The organism is Streptomyces africanus (genome assembly GCF_002150735.1).
Lineage (GTDB): Bacteria > Actinomycetota > Actinomycetes > Streptomycetales > Streptomycetaceae > Streptomyces > Streptomyces africanus.
In genome coordinates this window covers 1-18,744 of the sequence record NZ_MUKA01000100.1, presented here as the reverse complement: position 1 = coordinate 18,744, position 18,744 = coordinate 1, and the positions used below count along the sequence as shown (strand labels likewise).

At 68.5% G+C, this 18,744-nt stretch carries 9 protein-coding genes and 1 pseudogene; 6 read left to right on the top strand and 4 right to left on the bottom strand.

Translation table 11 applies throughout. The annotated features are described in order from the left end of the window. Window positions 1–18: 18 nt before the first annotated feature. Both CCL05_RS15320 and CCL05_RS15315 read right to left on the bottom strand, forming a co-directional pair. A complete protein-coding gene (locus tag CCL05_RS15320; protein WP_244204279.1) occupies window positions 19–591 on the bottom strand; it encodes a TOMM precursor leader peptide-binding protein in 573 nt (190 codons plus the stop codon). Window positions 592–643: 52 nt separating this feature from the next. Further along, window positions 644–1,933 (bottom strand): YcaO-like family protein, encoded by a 1,290-nt coding sequence (locus tag CCL05_RS15315; RefSeq protein WP_244204278.1) that lies wholly within the window; start codon window positions 1,931–1,933, stop codon window positions 644–646. Between the two features lie 548 nt (window positions 1,934–2,481). Between CCL05_RS15315 and CCL05_RS15310 the strand changes: the two genes are divergently transcribed. The 5 genes and pseudogenes from CCL05_RS15310 (at window position 2,482) to CCL05_RS15290 (ending at window position 14,045) form a co-directional block, all read left to right on the top strand. Continuing rightward, the gene (locus CCL05_RS15310) at window positions 2,482–3,114 is read left to right on the top strand and encodes a class I SAM-dependent methyltransferase (RefSeq protein WP_208641516.1); all 633 of its coding nucleotides are present in this window, start codon (window positions 2,482–2,484) and stop codon (window positions 3,112–3,114) included. Between the two features lie 110 nt (window positions 3,115–3,224). Further along, window positions 3,225–4,415, top strand: a complete 1,191-nt coding sequence (locus CCL05_RS15305; protein ID WP_086561054.1) for a cytochrome P450 — start codon at window positions 3,225–3,227, stop codon at window positions 4,413–4,415. Between the two features lie 312 nt (window positions 4,416–4,727). Further along, window positions 4,728–9,938, top strand: a pseudogene (locus CCL05_RS15300) (family 43 glycosylhydrolase); the annotation flags it as partial. A 72-nt stretch (window positions 9,939–10,010) separates the two neighbouring features. Further along, window positions 10,011–12,053: a DNA/RNA non-specific endonuclease gene (locus CCL05_RS47275; RefSeq protein WP_341868262.1), complete on the top strand. Its 2,043-nt coding sequence runs from the start codon at window positions 10,011–10,013 to the stop codon at window positions 12,051–12,053. A gap of 54 nt (window positions 12,054–12,107) precedes the next feature. Further along, window positions 12,108–14,045 carry a S41 family peptidase gene (locus tag CCL05_RS15290; protein WP_086561053.1) on the top strand — a complete coding sequence of 646 codons (1,938 nt, stop codon included), beginning with the start codon at window positions 12,108–12,110 and terminating at the stop codon, window positions 14,043–14,045. A gap of 19 nt (window positions 14,046–14,064) precedes the next feature. Here the strand turns inward: CCL05_RS15290 and CCL05_RS15285 are convergent, their stop codons facing one another. Both CCL05_RS15285 and CCL05_RS15280 read right to left on the bottom strand, forming a co-directional pair. Then, window positions 14,065–15,285 carry a metallophosphoesterase gene (locus CCL05_RS15285; protein ID WP_086561052.1) on the bottom strand — a complete coding sequence of 407 codons (1,221 nt, stop codon included), beginning with the start codon at window positions 15,283–15,285 and terminating at the stop codon, window positions 14,065–14,067. Between the two features lie 138 nt (window positions 15,286–15,423). After that, on the bottom strand, window positions 15,424–16,866 hold the full coding sequence (locus CCL05_RS15280; protein ID WP_086561051.1) for a non-reducing end alpha-L-arabinofuranosidase family hydrolase: 1,443 nt from the start codon (window positions 16,864–16,866) through the stop codon (window positions 15,424–15,426). Window positions 16,867–17,214: 348 nt separating this feature from the next. Between CCL05_RS15280 and CCL05_RS15275 the strand changes: the two genes are divergently transcribed. Further along, window positions 17,215–18,645, top strand: a complete 1,431-nt coding sequence (locus CCL05_RS15275; protein WP_086561050.1) for an endo-1,4-beta-xylanase — start codon at window positions 17,215–17,217, stop codon at window positions 18,643–18,645. Window positions 18,646–18,744: the final 99 nt, after the last annotated feature.

Genomic DNA, 18,744 nt, shown 5'->3' with positions numbered 1-18,744 from the left:
TCCCCCAAAGCGAAAACCTCACGTGAGACCAGCCACCGCGCCGATGCCGGTCCGCCGGTCGCCCCATCGGGCACCGCAACGTGGACAGCGATCCACCGCCACCGTCGACGCGGTCGACAGCGTCCCCGCGACGAGGTCGAACGTCCGTACCGTGCCGCCGAGCCCCACCGGACCCGTGCGCAGCTCGGCCATGGCCAGTGTCAGCAGACCGTGCGCGATCGCGAGGTGCATCCGGCCGAAGCCCTCCGGCAGGCCTCGGGTCGCCTCGCCCACGGGATCGGTCTGCGCGGGGTCCCGGTGCTGCTCGACGCGCCGCAGATAGCAGTCGTAGCAGGCCGTGGCTCCGGGGATCACGGCCGGACCGCATACGATCCTGGTCGGGAGCAGCTCGACCGCCACCGTCGGGACGCCCCGCTCGAATCCGAGTCGGTCGAGCGCGTCCCGCAGTTTCTCGTCCTGCCCGGAGTACACGGCGGCGATCACCGCGGCGTGCGACAGCCGGTCGTCGTCGGGAAGTTCACTGCCGGTCACCCGGCTCGATGCCGCCGCCTGGTACGCGTCGGCGTACTGCTCCCCGAACGCGTCTCTCACCAGGTACAGGCATTCCTCTGATTGCTCGGACAGCACGTGCCTTGTCCCCTATCTACGCAGCAGGCTGCGGATCCGGATTCAGCGACTCCTCGCCGTGGCTCTCGTGTCCCATCGCCGTCGGCGCGGTGTAGAGCCTGTCCGTGCCGAGGTAGCGCTCGCTGTGAATGAACGACAGGGGCATGGCCTCGGGCACCAGCACCTTGACGGCGTGCATGCCGACCTGTCGTGCCTCGTCCGTGGTGACGTCGACCACGAGCACCTCGGCCCCCCGCGCGGCCACCTGGGAAACCGCGGTCGCCAGCGGGTCCGCGCCGGCGGACAGGTCGGGCAGCTCTTCGAGACGCCGTACGTCGCGCTCGCCTTCCAGCAGGTGCCGGAAGGCGTCACGCCGTTCGGCCGAGGCGTTGTACGCCGCCGAGCCGACCACACTGACGGTCCCGTCGTCGGGCCGCCCCACCGGCCGGCTGTCCACGCGGCCACGCAACGCCACACGCACGGCGGCGAGTTCACGGTAGACCTTGGCCACCGCCCGCTGCGGGTCGACGTCACACGTCGCGCAGACGATCTGCGCCAACCGGTCTTCGTGGGGCGAGAGTTGCACGGCATACACCACAGGGATGCCGAAGTCCGTCGTCGCGTCGAAGAGCCGGACGTCGAGGTGACGAGCGGTCCCGGTCGTGTGGTAAGCGCGTTCCAGCGGCTCCAGGAGCTCAGGATCGACCGACAATCGCGGCAACCGCAGGCGCTGCAGCCACGCGATCGAGAGCGCGTCCCGCTCCACGACCTCGAGCAGCCCGCCGAGCACCGCGCTGCGGAGATCGGAGTGGACGGCCGCTCCCGTGGTGATGCCCCTGGTGAAACGTTCCGACGGTGACTGCGGTGCCATGTGCAGGTACACCGCGATGGCCGGGACGAGGACGGAGCACCGCCGGGTGAGCGACCAGGCCCGGACCCATCTGATCGGAACGGCCGGGTCGTACGGGACCAGACCGCAGTCGTCGCGAGCGAACTCGCTTGCGGAGCACTGAGGCCAGCGCGTGGGCGAGACGAACTCCTCGGTGAGCTCGTCCTCGGCGGCGACCAGGATGTCCTCGTCGTGCCAGGCGCAGACCGAGTACCGTTCGAGCGCCTCGGCGATCGAGATCAGCCTGGCCCGCTCGCCGGCCAGTGCGCTGCCGACACCGTCGACATTGCCCATGTCCCCGTCGTTGCTCCAGCCCCGCATGCTGTGCAGGACCTTCGACGGATCGCCGATGCCGGCGACGCGGATGGCGAAGTCCGGATCGCCGTCGGCCACCGGCAGAGCCGCGGTGCGGGATACGAGGCCGTACGGCGAGACCAAGGACGCGATTTGCTGTAACGCAGGCGTACTGACGTCCACAGTTCTCCCCCGTTGAGAAACCTAGACAGACGGCGGTTGGTCGACCGCCGTGGGTTGATCGTCACCGACGGGACTCAGGCCTGTCAAGCAATCCCCTGCCGGTCACATTAGTTGTGAGTTGAAATTCTTGCTGGTCAGAACGCCCTTTCTGCGTGTAGGCAGCATGCGTGCCACTGGACGAAGTTCGCGAGCTCGGGTGTGATGGTGGCAAAGCACTGGCCGTCCAGGGCGATGTACGGCACCATGTCTGGTCGGCGGAACGGGGAGAAGCGTCGGGACCTGCGGCGATGGGTATGGACCTGCGTGCATGAAGCAGGAGTCCGTGGGGTATGTCCAGGTGTCGGCGCGGCCGAAGTGGCTGGGGCACTCGCGGCGGATTCGTCGCGGACCTGAATTTGCGAACCTGGCCGATGGTGACACTTTTTCTGGCACAGTCGCTGGAACCCCGAACCGAATCCGATGAGCGCGCTGCCCTAATGCCGCGGGCGGATTGACAACGGGAGAACGACGTGACCGACGTGACCAAAGAGAACGAGCGGCTCCTCGCACTGTGGCAGGAATACGCTCCCCGCTACGACCGTGACGCCGGGCGTCTCGAAAAGATGCTGCTCGATGACGGGCGTGCATGGGTGGCCGGCCAGGCAAAAGGGGAAGTACTCGAAGTCGCCATCGGCACCGGCCTGAATCTGCAGTTCTATCCGGCCGGGGTGTCCGTGACCGGACTCGACCTGAGCCCGGCCATGCTGGACCAGGCCCGGGACCGTGCCGCCGCACTGGGCCGGGAGATCGAGCTGCGGGAAGGACAGGCCCACGCGATGCCGTTCGCGGACGACTCGTTCGACACGGTCGTCTGCACGCTCGGGCTGTGCAGCGTGCCCGACGAACGGCCCGTGATCGCCGAGATGTACCGGGTGCTGCGACCTGGGGGGCGGCTGCTGCTGCTCGACCACGTGGGCAGTCACCACCGGTTGGTCTTCTGGTGGCAGCGCATGCTCGAGAAGAACATGCTGCGACAGTGCGGCGACTACCAGACCCGCCGGCCGCTCCCGCTGGTCCAGCAGGCCGGATTCGTCATCGAGCACCAGGAACGGCGCAAGTTGGGCGTCGTCGAGCGGGTCACCGCGCGCAAGCCGGCCGCATAGCGGCCGGCTTCCATTCGGTCGACCACCCATTCGACTGGGCCCAGGACGAAGCCCTCCGCCGGGCGGATCCATACCTACGTTCTAGCAAAGGATGACGAAACGTGACATCCATGGCCGACACCTGGGGAATTCACGAGGCGCAGTTCTGGCTACGTGGCCAGGCGCCGGAGGCCCCGGTGCGCTACGACGCCCAGGCCGGAATCTGGTGCGTCTACGGCTATAAGGAAGTCCAGCACGTCCTGGCCAACCCCGCGACGTTCTCCTCGAATACACAGCGTGTCATACCCAAGGACATGCTGGAGGGCCAGGAGGAGTTCAGCGAGGGCAACCTCATTCAGATGGACGCGCTGGAGCACAAGAAGCTCCGTGGTCTGATCAGCCATGCCTTTACCCCAAAGGTGGTGGCCGATATGGAACCGCGCATCGCCGAGCTGACCAACGAATTGCTCGACGAAGTGGCCGACGGCAACCGGATGGAGCTGGTCAACGACCTGGCCTATCCGCTTCCGGTCATCGTTATCGCCGAACTGCTCGGAGTGCCCAGCTCGGACCGGCACAGGTTCCGGGAATGGGGCGACGCCCTGATGGAGAGCACCCAGGAGTTCTCCTTCGGTGACCGGACCGAAGAACAGCGGCAGCGGCTTCAGGACGCGATGCTGAAGGTCCGGAAACTCTCCGACTACCTGCGCGAACACGTGGAGGACCGCAGGAGGAATCCCCGCGAAGACCTCATCACCAAGCTGATCCAGGCCGAAGTGGACGGTGAACACCTCACCGACAACGAAGTGGTGAACTTCTCCAACGTCCTGCTGATCGCCGGGCACATCACCACCACGATGCTGCTGGGCAATTCGATCCTGTGCCTGGACACCCACCCGGAGTGGTTCGCCAGGGTGCGCGAGGACCGGAGCATGATCCCCGCGGCGATCGAGGAAGCGCTGCGGTACTACAGCCCGTTCGCCGGGACGGCGCGGGCCACCACGACCGAGGTCGAACTCGGCGGCGAGCGCATCCCCGCCGACTCCTTGGTGGTGACGTTCCTCGGCGTGGCGAACCGGGATCCGAAGGTGTTCACCGATCCGCACACCTTCGACCCGATGCGGGACCCGAACCCGCACATGGCGTTCGGCCGTGGGGCGCACTTCTGCATCGGCGCGCCCCTGGCGAGGCTGGAAGGCAGAGTGGCGCTGAACATCCTGCTGGACCGCTTCCCGAACCTGCGGAGCGATCCGGACAGCCCGCCGGTGTTCCTTCCCAGCCTGAGCATGACCGGGGTCAAGAAACTGCCGCTGGTGTTCTGAGCACGCCCCCACAGCCCATCGCCGGGGAAACGCCGAGTGGTTCGTCCCCCATGGGATGGATCACTCGGCGAGCACCGACCGGCCGTTCGCCATCGACCACGAACCGTGAGTCGCACGAACCTGTTCGACCTGCCGTACATTGTTCGGAACCTATTGACGCTGCCCTGGGCGTCGGCTGAGACTCTCGCAACACACGTCACCTGCGTGTAACGGCAGGCTCACGGCAAGGACGTGCCGTCGCCTCGTCGTCTCCGCGTTTTCCGCTTCGCCTTGTCCGTCATCAGCCATGCCTCAGCAGGGACCTCAGAAGACATGACGCACGTCGCACGACTTCGCAGCCGCGCGAGACGTTCGGCGGGCCCTCTCGCCGGACTGACCGCCGCGTCGATGCTGCTCGCCCTCGCCGGACCCGCCGTTTCCGCGCAGGCGGCCCCGGACGCGCCGGCGGCCGAAGCCGCGGACCTCACCGAGGGCCTGGCCCTGTGGTACAAGCTCGACGCAGACTCCGGCGGCACCGTGACCGACGCCTCCGGCAACGGCCGGAACGGCACGGTCAGCGGCACCGCCGACTGGTCGGCATCCGGTCAGGGGCTCGCCTTCAACGGGTCGGACACCTACATCAAGGTGCCGGACGACGTCATGAAGGGCATGGACTCGATCACCGTCTCCCTGGACGTCCTGATCGACTCCGCCCAGAGCACGCCCTACTTCCTCTACGGCTTCGGCAACACGAGCGCGGGCAGCGGCAACGGCTACCTGTTCACCACCGGCAACTCCTTCCGCACCTCCGTCGCGACGGGTAACTGGTCGACCGAGCAGACCACGAAGCCGTCCGACTCCCACAACCTGACCCGCGGCGTGTGGAAGCACATCACCTATGCGCAGACCGGCTCCACGGGCGTGCTCTACGAGGACGGCGTCGAGGTCGGCCGCAACACCTCGGTCACCACCACGCCCGGCGCCATCGGCTCCGGCACCACCAAGGCCAACTACGTCGGCAAGTCCGTCTACGACGGCGACAAGCTCTTCAAGGGCCGGATACGCGACTTCCGGGTCTACAACCGGGCGTTGGACGCGTCGGAGGTCGAGCAGCTCTCCCTCCCCGTATCGTCACAGGGCGTCGCCGACGACAAGGAGGCGCTGAGCCTGGGGGACACCGGCGGCGTCACCTCCGACCTGGACCTGCCCACGACCGGCCCGGCCGGCGGCTCCGCCATCAGCTGGGACAGCGACAACCCCTCGGTGGTGTCGGACACCGGCAAGGTGACCCGCCCCGAGGCCGGCTCACCGGACGGCCGCGCCACGCTCACGGCGACCCTGAAGAAGGGCACCGTGACCGGCACCAAGACCTTCGACGTGACCGTCCGGCCCGCTCTCGACGACGACGCCGCCACCCGGCAGGCCGCCGAGGCGCTCACGGTCCACAACCTCGACGACGCGCGCGGCAACCTCACCCTGCCCAGGGCCGGCGCCTACGGCACGGCCGTCACCTGGTCCTCCGCGAACCCGGACGTCGTCTCCGCCGACGGCCAGGTCCACCGCCCGGCGCACGGCGCCGGCGCCACCACCGTCGACCTGACCGCCACCGTCACCAAGGGCGAGGCGGAAGCGACCCGCGTCATGACGGCCAAAGTGCCCGAACTGCCCGCCGAGGCGGCCCTCAAGGGCTACATGTTCAGCTACTTCACCGGCGAGGGCACCTCCGACGGCGAACAGCTCTACGCGGCCCTCAGCAAGGGCAACGACCCGCTGCACTGGCGCGAACTGAACGACGGGAAGCCGGTCCTGACCTCCACGCTCGGCGAGAAGGGCCTGCGCGACCCGTTCATCATCCGCTCCCCGGAGGGCGACAAGTTCTACCAGATCGCCACCGACCTCAGGATCTACGGCAACGGCGACTGGGACGCCTCCCAGCGCACCGGCAGCAAGTCCATCATGGTCTGGGAGTCCACCGACCTGGTGCACTGGACGAACCAGCGCCTGGTCAAGGTCTCACCCGACAGCGCGGGCAACACCTGGGCGCCGGAGGCGTTCTACGACGCCGAGCGCGGCGAGTACGTCGTCTTCTGGGCGTCGAAGCTGTACGACAACGCCGACCACTCCGGCGACACCTATAACCGCATGATGTACGCCACCACCCGCGACTTCTACACCTTCAGCGAGCCCAAGGTCTGGATCGACCGCGGCTACTCGGTCATCGACTCCACGATGATCCGGCACGACGGGACGTACTACCGCCTGTCCAAGGACGAGCGGAACAACACCTCCTCCACCCCCGACAGCAAGTTCATCTTCCAGGAGAAGAGCGACTCGATCCTGAACCCGTCCTGGACCGCGGTCGCCGAGGGAATCGGCAAGGGCGCGATGAACGCCGCCGAGGGACCGCTGGTGTTCAAGTCCAACACCGAGGAGAAGTGGTACGCGTTCCTGGACGAGTTCGGTGGCCGCGGCTACATCCCGTTCGAGACGACCGACCTCGACTCCGGCACCTGGACCCCCTCCACCGGCTACGACCTGCCGTCCAAGCCCCGGCACGGCACCGTGCTGCCGGTCACCCAGGCCGAGTACGACCGGCTGCTGCGCGCCTACCAGCCGGACCAGGTCGTGAAGAGCGTCGAGGACGTGTCGGTCACGACACGGGTCGGCCGAGCCCCGGTCCTGCCGGCCACGGTGATCGCCGAGTACGCCGACGGCGTCGAGCGGCCCGTCGCCGTCACCTGGGAGGACGTACCGGCGTCGCAGTACGCCCGGGCCGGCACCTTCACCGTGGCCGGCAGCCTGCCGGACGGCGCCGCCATCCCGGTCCGGGCCGAAGTCACCGTGTCCGAAGAGGAGCCGGACGTCCCGGCCGGCCTGCTGCTGCACTACGACTTCGACGAGACCGGCGGCAGCATCGCCCGTGACTCCAGCGGGCACGGCCACCACGGCACCTATGTGCGTACACCGGCATTCGGATCCGGTGTCGAGGGCGGCTCGTTCAAGATGTCCGGCGACTCCGGCTCGCCGTACGTGAAGATCCCGAACGGTGTGCTGAAGAACGCCGACAGCGTGACGGTGTCGACCTACGCCAAGTGGAAGGGCGGCAGCGGCTTCCAGTGGCTGTTCGGGCTCGGGCCCGACAGCGACAAGTATCTCTTCGCCACTCCGTCCAACGGCGGCTCCAGCCTCTACTCGGCCATCACGAAAGCGAGTTGGTCGGCGGAGTCGAAGCTGACGGCCGGCTCGCAGCTCACGCCCGGCCAGTGGCGGCACGTCACGGTGACGCTGGACGGCGCCACCGGCACGATGGTCCTCTACGCCGACGGCGTCGAAGCGGCCCGCACGACGACCACCATCAAGCCGTCCGAGCTGTACGACGCGGCCAAGGACCACAGCGGCTACATCGGCCGGTCCCTGTACGCGGCCGACCCCTACTTCGGCGGCGAGGTCGACGACTTCCGCATCTACGACCGTGCCCTCACGGGCGCCGAGGTCATGGAACTCAGCGGCAACACGGCGGGCATCGCCAAGGCGACGCACCCGGCGCTCAAGGTCGACGCCCTCATCGACAACGCGGGCGGCACGATCACCCTGCCGATGAAAGAGGGCACCGACCTCACCGCGCTGGCACCGCAGTTCGCGCTCGCCGCGGACGCGACGATCAGCCCCGCCTCCGGCAGCGTGCACGACTTCACCCGGCCGGTGACGTACGAGGTCACCGGGTCGGACGGCAAGAAGCGCACCTGGAAGGTCTCGGCACTGATCATGAAGACACCGGTCCTGCCGGGTCTGAACGCCGACCCGAACATCGTGCGCTTCGGCGACACCTTCTACCTCTACCCCACGACCGACGGCTTCGAGGGCTGGAGCGGCACGTTCAAGGCCTACTCCTCCACGGACCTGGTCCACTGGAAGGACCACGGCGTCATCCTCGACCTGGGGCCCGACGTCAGCTGGGCGGACAGCAGGGCCTGGGCGCCGACGATGACGGAGAAGGACGGAAAGTACTACTTCTACTTCTGCGCCGACGCCAATATCGGCGTCGCGGTTTCCGACTCGCCCACCGGGCCGTTCAAGGACGCCCTGGGCAAGCCGCTGCTCAAGGCCGGTGACTTCCGCGGCCAGATGATCGACCCGGCGGTCTTCACCGACGACGACGGCAAGACGTACCTCTACTGGGGCAACGGCCGCGCCTATGTCGTCCCGCTCGGCGACGACATGACCTCCATCGACACCTCGAAGGTCACGGACATCACCCCGAGCGGCTACAACGAGGGCACCTTCGTCATCAAGCGCAAGGGCACCTACTACTTCATGTGGTCGGAGAACGACACCCGGGACGAGAACTACCGCGTCGCCTACGCGACCGGCCCCTCGCCCACCGGCCCGTGGACCAAGCAGGGCGTGATCCTGGAGAAGGATCTCTCCCTGGGCATCAAGGGGCCGGGCCACCACTCCGTCGTCCACGTCCCGAACACCGACGACTGGTACATCGCCTACCACCGCTTCGCCCTCCCCGGCGGTGACGGCACCCACCGCGAAACCACCATCGACAAGCTGGAGTTCGGCTCCGACGGCCTGATCAGGAAGGTCGTCCCGACCCTCGGGGGCATCGACCCGGTCACCGTCGTCCACGCGGGGCCGGACGTCACCGGCGCCGAGGGCGAGGCGATCACGCTCGCCGGCACCGTCTCGGGGGCCGGCACGCCCCGGTGGGCCGTGCAGGACGGTGCCCCGTGTGCCGTCCAGGACCCCGCAGCAGCCCGCACAACCCTCAGCTGCACCGACGACGGCACCTTCCAGGTCACCCTGACCGGCGGGCGCGGCACCGACACCGCGACCGTCAAGGTCTCCAACGCCGCCCCGGCCATCACGTCCGCCAAGGGCCCCGGCTCGCCCCTCCCGGTAGGCAAGGCCGCCGTCGTCACCGTGTCCTTCGACGATCCGGGCTCGGCCGACCGCCACACCTGCACGGTCGACTGGAAGGACGGCGGGCGGCCGGCGACCGGCACGGTCACCGACTCCGGCTGCCGCGCCGCACACGTCTACGGCGACGCGGGCATCCACCGCCCGGTCGTCACCGTCACCGACGACGACGAGGGCAAAGACCGCACCACGTTCGGGGAGCTGGTCGTCTACGACCGTGCCGCCGGGCCCGCTGCCGGCGCCGGCACGATCATCTCGCCGGCCGGTGCCTACCCGGCCGGGCCGGGGCTGACCGGAAAGGCGGCGTTCACCCTGGGCGCCCAGTACCGCAAGGGAGCCACTGTCCCCACCGGCAAGGCCTCGTTCGTCTTCGGCTCCGCCCGGCTCACCTTCCGGTCGACCGGCTCCGACTGGCTCGTGGTGAACGGCTCCCGGGCCGTCTACCAGGGCACCGGCACGGTGGGCGGCAAGGGCGGCTACGCCTTCAGAGTCACCGCCACCGACGGCCCGGACACCTTCCGCATCAAGATCTGGAACACGTCCACCGGCGATGTCCTCTACGACAACAAGATCGGCGCCAGGACGAAGGGCATCGTCAGCGTCGGAGACCACCGGCGTCAGGTCCCTCTTCAACAATTGACGCTTCATTGGAACGTGTTGGCCCGACTTGCCGCCTCGTGCCGCTCGGCCATGATGGATAGGAGGGGCAAAGTCGCCTTTCCCGCCGCATCTCCGGTGCCGTCTCGCCCACGAAGGATGCGTGCCAACATGGCCACCAGAAGCAGGAACACGAAGAAGACCACCTCGAAGACCCCGCAACGGCAGGCCGCGTCCAAGTCCGCGTCCGGGTCCGCGCCCAAGCCGCCGTCGAGGTCCGCTGCGAAGACGGCCTCGGCGAAGAAGGGCTCGTCCTCCGACGACGAACTCATCTCGTCGCTGCGGCAGTACGTCCGCGTCCGGGGCCCGCACCTGCTGGAGGATCCGAACATCACGTCGGTGGGCGTCGGCCGCAAGGTCACCGGCGATCAGCCGGGCGGCGACGTGGCCCTGCAGTTCACCGTGGCGACCAAGGCCGAGCCGGAGGCGCTGGAGTCCCTGGGCACCTCGCTGATCCCGGCCACCATCACCGTCGACGGCTTCGAGGTGCCCACCGATGTCATCGAGCGCACCTACAAGCCGAGTTTCCACATGGTGGCCGAGGTCGAGAGCCCGACGCGCAAGAGCCGGCTGGATCCCATCCGGCCCGGGGCCAGCGTCGGCGCGGTGACGGTGTCGGCCGGCACCATCGGCTGCATCGTGTTCGACCGGGCCGACGGCACACCGTACGTGCTCAGCAACTGGCATGTGCTGCACGGGCCGTTCGGCGAGCTGGGGATCGAGGTCGTGCAGCCCGGCACACGGGACGACAATCGCATCGACCGCAACAGGATGGGCGTGCTCAAGCGCTCCCACCTGGGCGTGGCCGGGGACTGCGCGGTGGCGACCATCGAGGACCGCGACTTCCGACCGGAGTTCCTCGAACTGGACGTCGCCCCCCGGACCCTGGGGGAGCCCGAGCTCGACGACAAGGTGGTCAAGAGCGGCCGGTCCACCGGGGTCACCCATGGCATCGTCCGCCGCGTCGACACCGTAGCGAAGATCAACTACGGCGGGGTGACGGGCCAGCAGACCATCGGGTGCTTCGAGATCGGCCCGGACCCCGACCATCCGTCGGCGGACGGTGAGGTCAGCAGCGGCGGTGACTCCGGCGCGGTGTGGCTGTTCAAGGAGGGCGACGACCGGGTGAGCACGGTGCTGGCCGGGCTGCACTTCGCCGGCGAGGGCACCGGCGACCCGGACGAGCACGCCCTCGCCTGCCTGTCGACCTCGGTGTTCGAGAAGCTCGACATCACCCTCGGCCAGCCGGCGCCGGAGGAGCTGGAGATCATCGCCGGCTACGACGCCGACTTCCTCGGCGAACGGGTCGAGGCTCCGGAGCTGGACGCCGACCTCGCGCGCGACGCCGCACTCCTGGACGGTTCGCCGGTCATCCCGTACACGCATTTCTCCCTCACCCTGAGCAAGAAGCGGCGCTTCCCGTTCTGGGTGGCCTGGAACGTCGACGGCGGCTCGCTGAAGAAGCTCAGCCGCAGCGGCATCCCCTTCGTCAAGGACCAGCGGCTGTCCGGCACGGTGCAGGTCGGCAACGAGCTGTACCAGGCCAACCGGCTCGACCGGGGACACATCGCCCGCCGCGCCGATCTGCTCTGGGGCAGCCTGCCGGAGGCGCAGAAGGCCAACACCGACTCGTTCTTCTACACCAACATCACCCCGCAGATGGACGACTTCAACCAGAGCGCCAAGCACGGGGTGTGGGGTGCGCTGGAGAGCGCCGTCTTCGACGACGTCGAGGTCGACGACCTGAGGATCAGCGTCTTCGGCGGGCCGGTCTTCCGGGACGACGACCGGGTCTACCGGGGCGTGCGGATATCCAGGGAGTTCTACAAGGTCATCGCCTTCACCGAGAACGGCGAACTGAAGGCCAGGGCGTTTCTGCTCACCCAGAACCTGGACCAGCTCGAAGCGCTGGAACTGGACGAGTTCCGGGTCTTCCAGGTCACCCTCGGCGAGGTCGAGGACCGCACTCGGGTGCGTTTCCCCGCCGCCCTCCACAAGGGCGACACCCTGCAGGTGCCCGAGGCGGCGGCGGACCGCGCGCCGCTGGAGACCACGGCCGACATCCAGTGGGGCTGACCGACCAGCCTCCTCGAAGCCCCGATCACAACCACGAAGGGCCGGCGCATCACCATGACCCGACCGGTTCATGAGAACGCATCCGAGTTCCTGCAGAACGCGGCGGAACCGGTACGCGACCACCTGCTCGGTGCGGCTCCCCTGCCCGCCTTCCTGCACGACGCCGGCCAGTTGTCGCTGGAGGACCGCCGCCTCCTCGTCGACCAGGCCCTGGTCCTGCTGGAGCAGAACTACGTCCATCTGCCGCTGAAGACCGCGATGCACGGCGTCAACCCCGTCCAGCGGCTGCGGCTGCTGCGCCGGCGCATGGAGCGGCAGACACCGCAGACCATGCCGAGGGAGTGGCTGTTCCACGCGGAGATGTCGGAGATCTTCCACTCGGTGCGGGACCTGCACACCAACTACCTGCTGCCCGACCCCTTCAAGGGGAAGATCGCCTTCCTGCCGTTCCTCGTCGAGTCCTGCACGGACCAGGACCGCACCCGGTTCCTGGTCACCCATGTGGCGAGCGGCTTCTCGGCGCCGGGGTTCGAGCCGGGGGTGGAGATCACCCACTGGAGCGGCATCCCGGTCCTGGACGCGGTCGACCTCAACGCGGCCCGGTTCGCGGGCAGCAACACGGCGGCCCGGCGCAGCCGGGGTGTGCAGTCGCTGACCGTCCGGCCGCTCACCATCCATCTCCCGCCGCTGGAGGAGTGGGTGACGGTCAGTTATGTCGACCTCGCCGGAACGGCCCGGGAACTCCGGCAGAGCTGGCAGATCGTGGAGAACCTGCCCTCGTTCGTCTCCGCCGACCGGGGCACGGCCGTGTCCCAGGGCATGGACCTCGACGGGGACGAGACCCAGCGGGCCAGGGTGCTGCTGTTCGCGCCCCGGGTGGTCGCCCAGGAGCGGGCCGCCGAGGCGGACCAGCCCCCGCCGGACCTGGAGGCGGGCGAGATCGTCACCACCATGCCCAAGGTGTTCCGGGCCCGGGCCGTCACCACGCCGTCCGGAACGTTCGGCCACATCCGCATCTTCACGTTCAACGTCGACAGCCCCGGCACGTTCGTCGCCGAGTTCGTCCGGCTCGTCCGGCAACTGCCGCAGGGCGGCCTCATCGTGGACGTCCGGGACAACGGCGGAGGGCACATCCACGCCGCCGAGTTCACCCTGCAGACGCTGACACCGCGCCGGATCGCCCCCGAACCGGTGCAGTTCGCCAACACCCCGCTCAATCTGCGGATCTGCCGGCGCTTCCAGGGGGGTCCGGGACTGGATCTGGGCCCGTGGGTGCCGTCCATGGAACAGGCCGTCGAGACCGGCTCGGTGTACTCCGGAGCCTTCCCGATCAGCCCCGAGAACGGTGCCAACGCCATCGGGCAGCAGTACTTCGGGCCCGTCGTGCTCATCACCAACGCCCGGTGCTACTCGGCCACGGACCTCTTCGCGGCCGGCTTCCAGGACCACGGCATCGGCCCCGTGCTCGGCACCGACGACAACACGGGCGCCGGCGGCGCCAACGTCTGGACGCATGACCTGCTGTCCGGGTTCCTGGCGGACGACCCGGGCACGCCCTACGCGCCCCTGCCGAAGGGCGCCGGAATGCGGGTGTCGATACGCCGCACGCTGCGGGTCGGCCCGAACTCCGGCACGCCGGTGGAGGACCTGGGCGTCACCCCCGACGAGCTGCATCGTATGACCCGCCGCGACCTGCTGGAGGGCAACACCGACCTCCTGGACCACGCGGGCCGGCTCCTGCACGGTCTGGCTCCGCACGCCGTGACGATCACGGAGGCCGCCCCCGCCGACGGTGCGCTCCATCTGAAGCTCACCGCGGAGAACGTCGACCGCGTCGACGTCTACCTCGACCAGCGCCCCCGCGCCTCCGTCGACCTCACCGGCGGCCAGGCAGACCTGCTGGTCCAGGGCGCCGCCTCCGCACACACCGCCCACCTGGAGGGCTTCGAGGTCGGCCGTCTGGTCGCGAGCATGACCAGGGACCTGTCGTAGGCGACCGGGAAGAAGCCGGCTACGGCGAGGTGGGCAGGTGCGGGGAGCGGAGCACGAGCAGGGTGATCTCGCTGGGGGCGAAGACGCGGAACGGCGGGCCCCAGAAGCCGGTGCCGCGGCTGGTGTAGAGGAGGGTGCGGGTGCCGTGGTGGCTGAGGCCGGCGAGGGCGGGCTGGTCGGTGCGGACCAAGTAGTGGAAGGGCCAGATCTGGCCGCCGTGGGTGTGGCCGGAGAGTTGAAGGTCGATGCCCTCGGCTGCCGCCCGGTCGACGAACTTGGGCTGGTGTGCCAGGAGCAGGACGGGCAGGCCGGGGTCGGCACCGTTCAGGGCTCCGGCGAGGTGGGCGCGGTGGCCTGCCAGTCCGGAGGACTCGGCGGTGACGTCGTCCACGCCGGCGACCACGAGGGTGTCGCCTCCGCGTTCGAGCAGCAGATGGCGGTTGCGCAGCGGCTCCCAGCCCAGCTCGTCCATCAGGTCGACCCAGCCCTGGGCCTCGCTGTAGTACTCGTGGTTGCCGGTGACGTAGACACGGGCCCGGGTGGCCCGCACGGTACCGAGGGGGACGGCCTGGGCGCGGCGGCGTTCGGCCGTGCCGTCCGCGATGTCGCCGGTGTGGCAGACCAGGTCGGCTTCCAGAGTGTTCACCGTCTCGCACACCCGCGCCGACCAGCGAGTGCGATCGAGCGGGCCGTAGTGGGTGTCGGTGATGAGGACGACGCGAAGGCCGTCCAGCCCGGCACCCAGCCGCGGGAGGTGCACGTCGAGTCGGCGCACCCGTGGCACGCGGCGGGCCTCGGCATACCCCCAGGCCAGCAGTACGGCGGTGGTGCCGAGGACGGCCCACGTGACGACCCGGGCCCGGTCCTGGCCCTCGCCGACGCCGGCCACGAACAGGGCGAGCCGTAGCAGGACGCCGAGCAGAACGGACCAGGTGAACAGAACCCAGCTGGCGCCCAGCAGGGTGTCACCGGCGATCGCCGCCCGGTCCTGCTGGCGCCGGCCGTGGCCGCGCACCATCGCGAGCGGCATACCGACGAGGCCGAGGGCGAACAGGGCGGTGCCGGCCAGCGTGACGGGCAGCGGCCAGTGCTGGCCGGTGTACAGGAGCACCCAGCAGGGCACGGCCCACAGCAGGACAGGGGCGATCAGGGGCAGGTAGCGGATCAGGCGGAGCAGCCGGTTCTGCCGCGGAGCTTGCGCTTCGCCGTCGGCGGGTCGGGTGTTGCTGGTGTCGGTCACGCTTACCCTCCCTGACCGGGCTGCCGTCTCGCGCACTGTATCCGGTCGCCCTCGGGCCGACCGGACCGGCGTTCACGGAAGCCTGGCCTTGGCGCGTGACCCAGGCGGGCTCGGCCTTCCGCCGAGCCCGCCACGCCGTCAGCGCCGCAGGGTCAGCAGACCCGGACGGTAGGGCAGGAGGCCGTAGTCGCCGCCGGAGTTGGGGCTGCGCCCCTGGTAGAGCAACTGCAGATTGCAGGGATCGACGGTCATGGTCTGATCGGCGCTGGTGCGGATCAGTTCGCCATGGCTGATGTCGTTGGTCCAGGTGGCGCCGCTGTTGGCTTTGCCGGCGAAGGGATTGCTCTCGGTCGCGGCCTGGGGTGTCCATGAGCCGTTCAGACTGGTGGCCGTGAACGAGCGGAAGTAGCGGCCCTGCGAGCCGATCGCCTCGACGATCATGAGGTAGCGGTTCTGGCCCTGGAGTTTGTAGACCTGCGGGGCTTCGAACAGGTTGTTCGTCGTATCGCTCATGATCGTTGTGTAGTTCGAGCCGAAACTGCTTGGGAAGTTCCCGATCGGCATGCTGGCCCGGTAGATCTTGCCGTTGTCACCGGCGAAGAACAGGTACATGTTCGTGCCGTCACCGATGAGCGTCTGGTCGATGGGTCCTGTTCCGGAGCCGGAGATGCTTCCGGAGAAGAGCACCTGCGGGGATGACCAGCCATTCGGGTTGGTGGGGTCGCTCGACGTCCGGTAGGAGAAGGCGGTCCCGCCCCACTGGTAGGTGAGCACCCAGATGTTCTTCGGCGCGAAGTAGAAGAGCGTGGGCGCGACGGTGGAAGACGACATCGTGTTCTGGCTGGCCGAGGCCATCTCCGACCAATTGGTGAACAGGCCGAAGTTCATCGAACCCCAACGCGTCCCCGTGTCGTGCGTCGTCGCATAGACGAGTTGCTTGCCGTTGTAGGGGACGACGGTGAAGTCCTTGAGCGAGACCCACCCCGGCTTGGGCTGCGCCAGCGCGCCCGTCGATGTCCAGCGGTAGGTCGACGGAAGATCGCACGAGCCGGGGTTGTCGGCGCCGACCTTGACGAGCTGCCACTGCTGGTTGGCGCCGCCCCAGTCGTCGTACTGGACGATGTTCGCGTTGTCGGCGGTGGAGGCGCCTTGTGCTTCGAGGGCCTTGTTGCTGTGGCGCGAGATGAGCCTCACGTAGCCGTCCGAGCTGTCGGCCAGCCGCCACTGCTGGTTGGTGGCGTTCAGGTCGGTCCACTGGACGATCGCGCCGCCGTTCGCGGTGGACCAGTTGTGGACGTCCAGCACCTTGCCCGAGTGGCGTGACTTGATGCGGTAGTAGCCGCCCCCGGCATCGACGAACTGCCACTGCTGCTGGGCCTGGTCGTTCCTGGACCACTGGGTGATGCGGGCGCCGTCTTCGGTCGCCAGGTTGTAGACGTCCAGGGCCTTGCCGCTGTTGCGGTTGACCAGCACGTACGAGGCGTTGGGGTCTATGGTCGCCGCGCCGGCGGGCTGGGCACCGAGGAAGGTGGCCACGAGCAGCAGGGGCGCAAGGACGGCGAGTAAGCGTCTCAGACGCATCAGGGGGCACTCCTTTGGGGGCGGGGTGAGGGGAACCCAGAGGAACGATCTCGAAATGTTTCGAAGTTTTCCCGGAAGCTTTGACGCCACAAGCTAGGAATGGCAGGCCCTCTGGTCAAGGCCTGTCGCCGATCTGTCCACAAACAGCGCTTCGCCCGGTCCCGAATGTTTCGGGCAAGGAATCGAAAGTTCTTCTGCGAGGAGTATTGACGATGCATCGTCAATCCCTCAATCATCCGGTCTGAGAAACCGGCCGTAGTTCGAGATGTCGAACCACTGTGCTGCACGACAGGCGCCACTCCCCCTGCGCTCCAGTCCTTCCTTGATTTCTACCTTGGAGGCACAGTCATGGGCTCGTATGCCCTTCCCAGACCCGTTGTCCGCCGGAAGATCCGCGGCCTGCTGCTGGCGCTGGTCGTCGGCGTCCTCGGTGTGGTCACCGCACTGGTCACGCCGCCGGCCGCACACGCCGCCGAGAGCACGCTCGGCGCCGCGGCGGCGCAGAGCGGCCGCTACTTCGGCACCGCCATCGCCTCGGGCAGGCTGGGCGACTCGGCGTACACGTCGATCGCGGGCCGTGAGTTCAACATGGTGACGGCCGAGAACGAGATGAAGATCGACGCCACCGAACCGCAGCGGGGCCAGTTCAACTTCGCCGCCGGTGACCGCGTCTACAACTGGGCGGTGCAGAACGGCAAGAAGGTGCGCGGCCACACCCTGGCCTGGCACTCCCAGCAGCCCGGCTGGATGCAGAGCCTCAGCGGCAGCACGCTGCGCCAGGCGATGATCAACCACATCAACGGCGTGATGGGCCACTACAAGGGCAAGATCGCCCAGTGGGACGTCGTGAACGAGGCCTTCGCCGACGGCAGTTCGGGAGCCCGGCGCGACTCGAACCTGCAGCGCACCGGCAACGACTGGATCGAGGTCGCCTTCCGCACCGCGCGCGCCGCCGACCCGGCCGCCAAGCTCTGCTACAACGACTACAACGTCGAGAACTGGACCTGGGCCAAAACCCAGGCCATGTACGCCATGGTCCGGGACTTCAAGCAGCGCGGCGTGCCGATCGACTGCGTCGGGTTCCAGTCGCACTTCAACAGCGGCAGCCCCTACAACAGCAACTTCCGCACCACCCTGCAGAACTTCGCCGCCCTCGGCGTCGATGTGGCCATCACCGAACTCGACATCCAGGGCGCCTCGGCCACGACCTACGCCAACGTGACCAACGACTGCCTGTCCGTCCCGCGCTGCCTCGGCATCACCGTCTGGGGTGTGCGCGACACCGACTCCTGGCGAGCGCAGGACACGCCGCTGCTGTTCAACGGCGACGGCAGCAAGAAGCCCGCCTACACCGCCGTCCTCAACGCGCTCAACGGCGGCTCCACCACGCCCCCTCCGGGTGGCGGACCGATCAAGGGCGTCGGTTCGGGCCGCTGCCTGGACGTGCCCAGCAGCAGCACCACCGACGGCACCCAGCTCCAGCTGTGGGACTGCAACAACGGCACCAACCAGCAGTGGACGTACACCGCCGCCGGCGAGCTCAGGGTCTACGGCGACAAGTGCCTGGACGCCGGCGGCACCGGCAACGGGGCCAAGGTCCAGATCTACAGCTGCTGGGGCGGCGACAACCAGAAATGGCGCCTCAACTCCGACGGATCCATCGTCGGCGTCCAGTCCGGTCTCTGCCTCGACGCCGTCGGAAGCGGCACCGCCAACGGCACCCTGATCCAGCTCTACTCCTGCTCGAACGGCGGCAACCAGCGCTGGACCCGCACCTGATGGGGCCTGCCACAGACGAAAGGGTGAGTCGATGAAGACCTACGGTGCGGCTTCCTCCGCCCCTCCCCGCAGACATCGCTGGTGGTCCCGGGTCGCCGC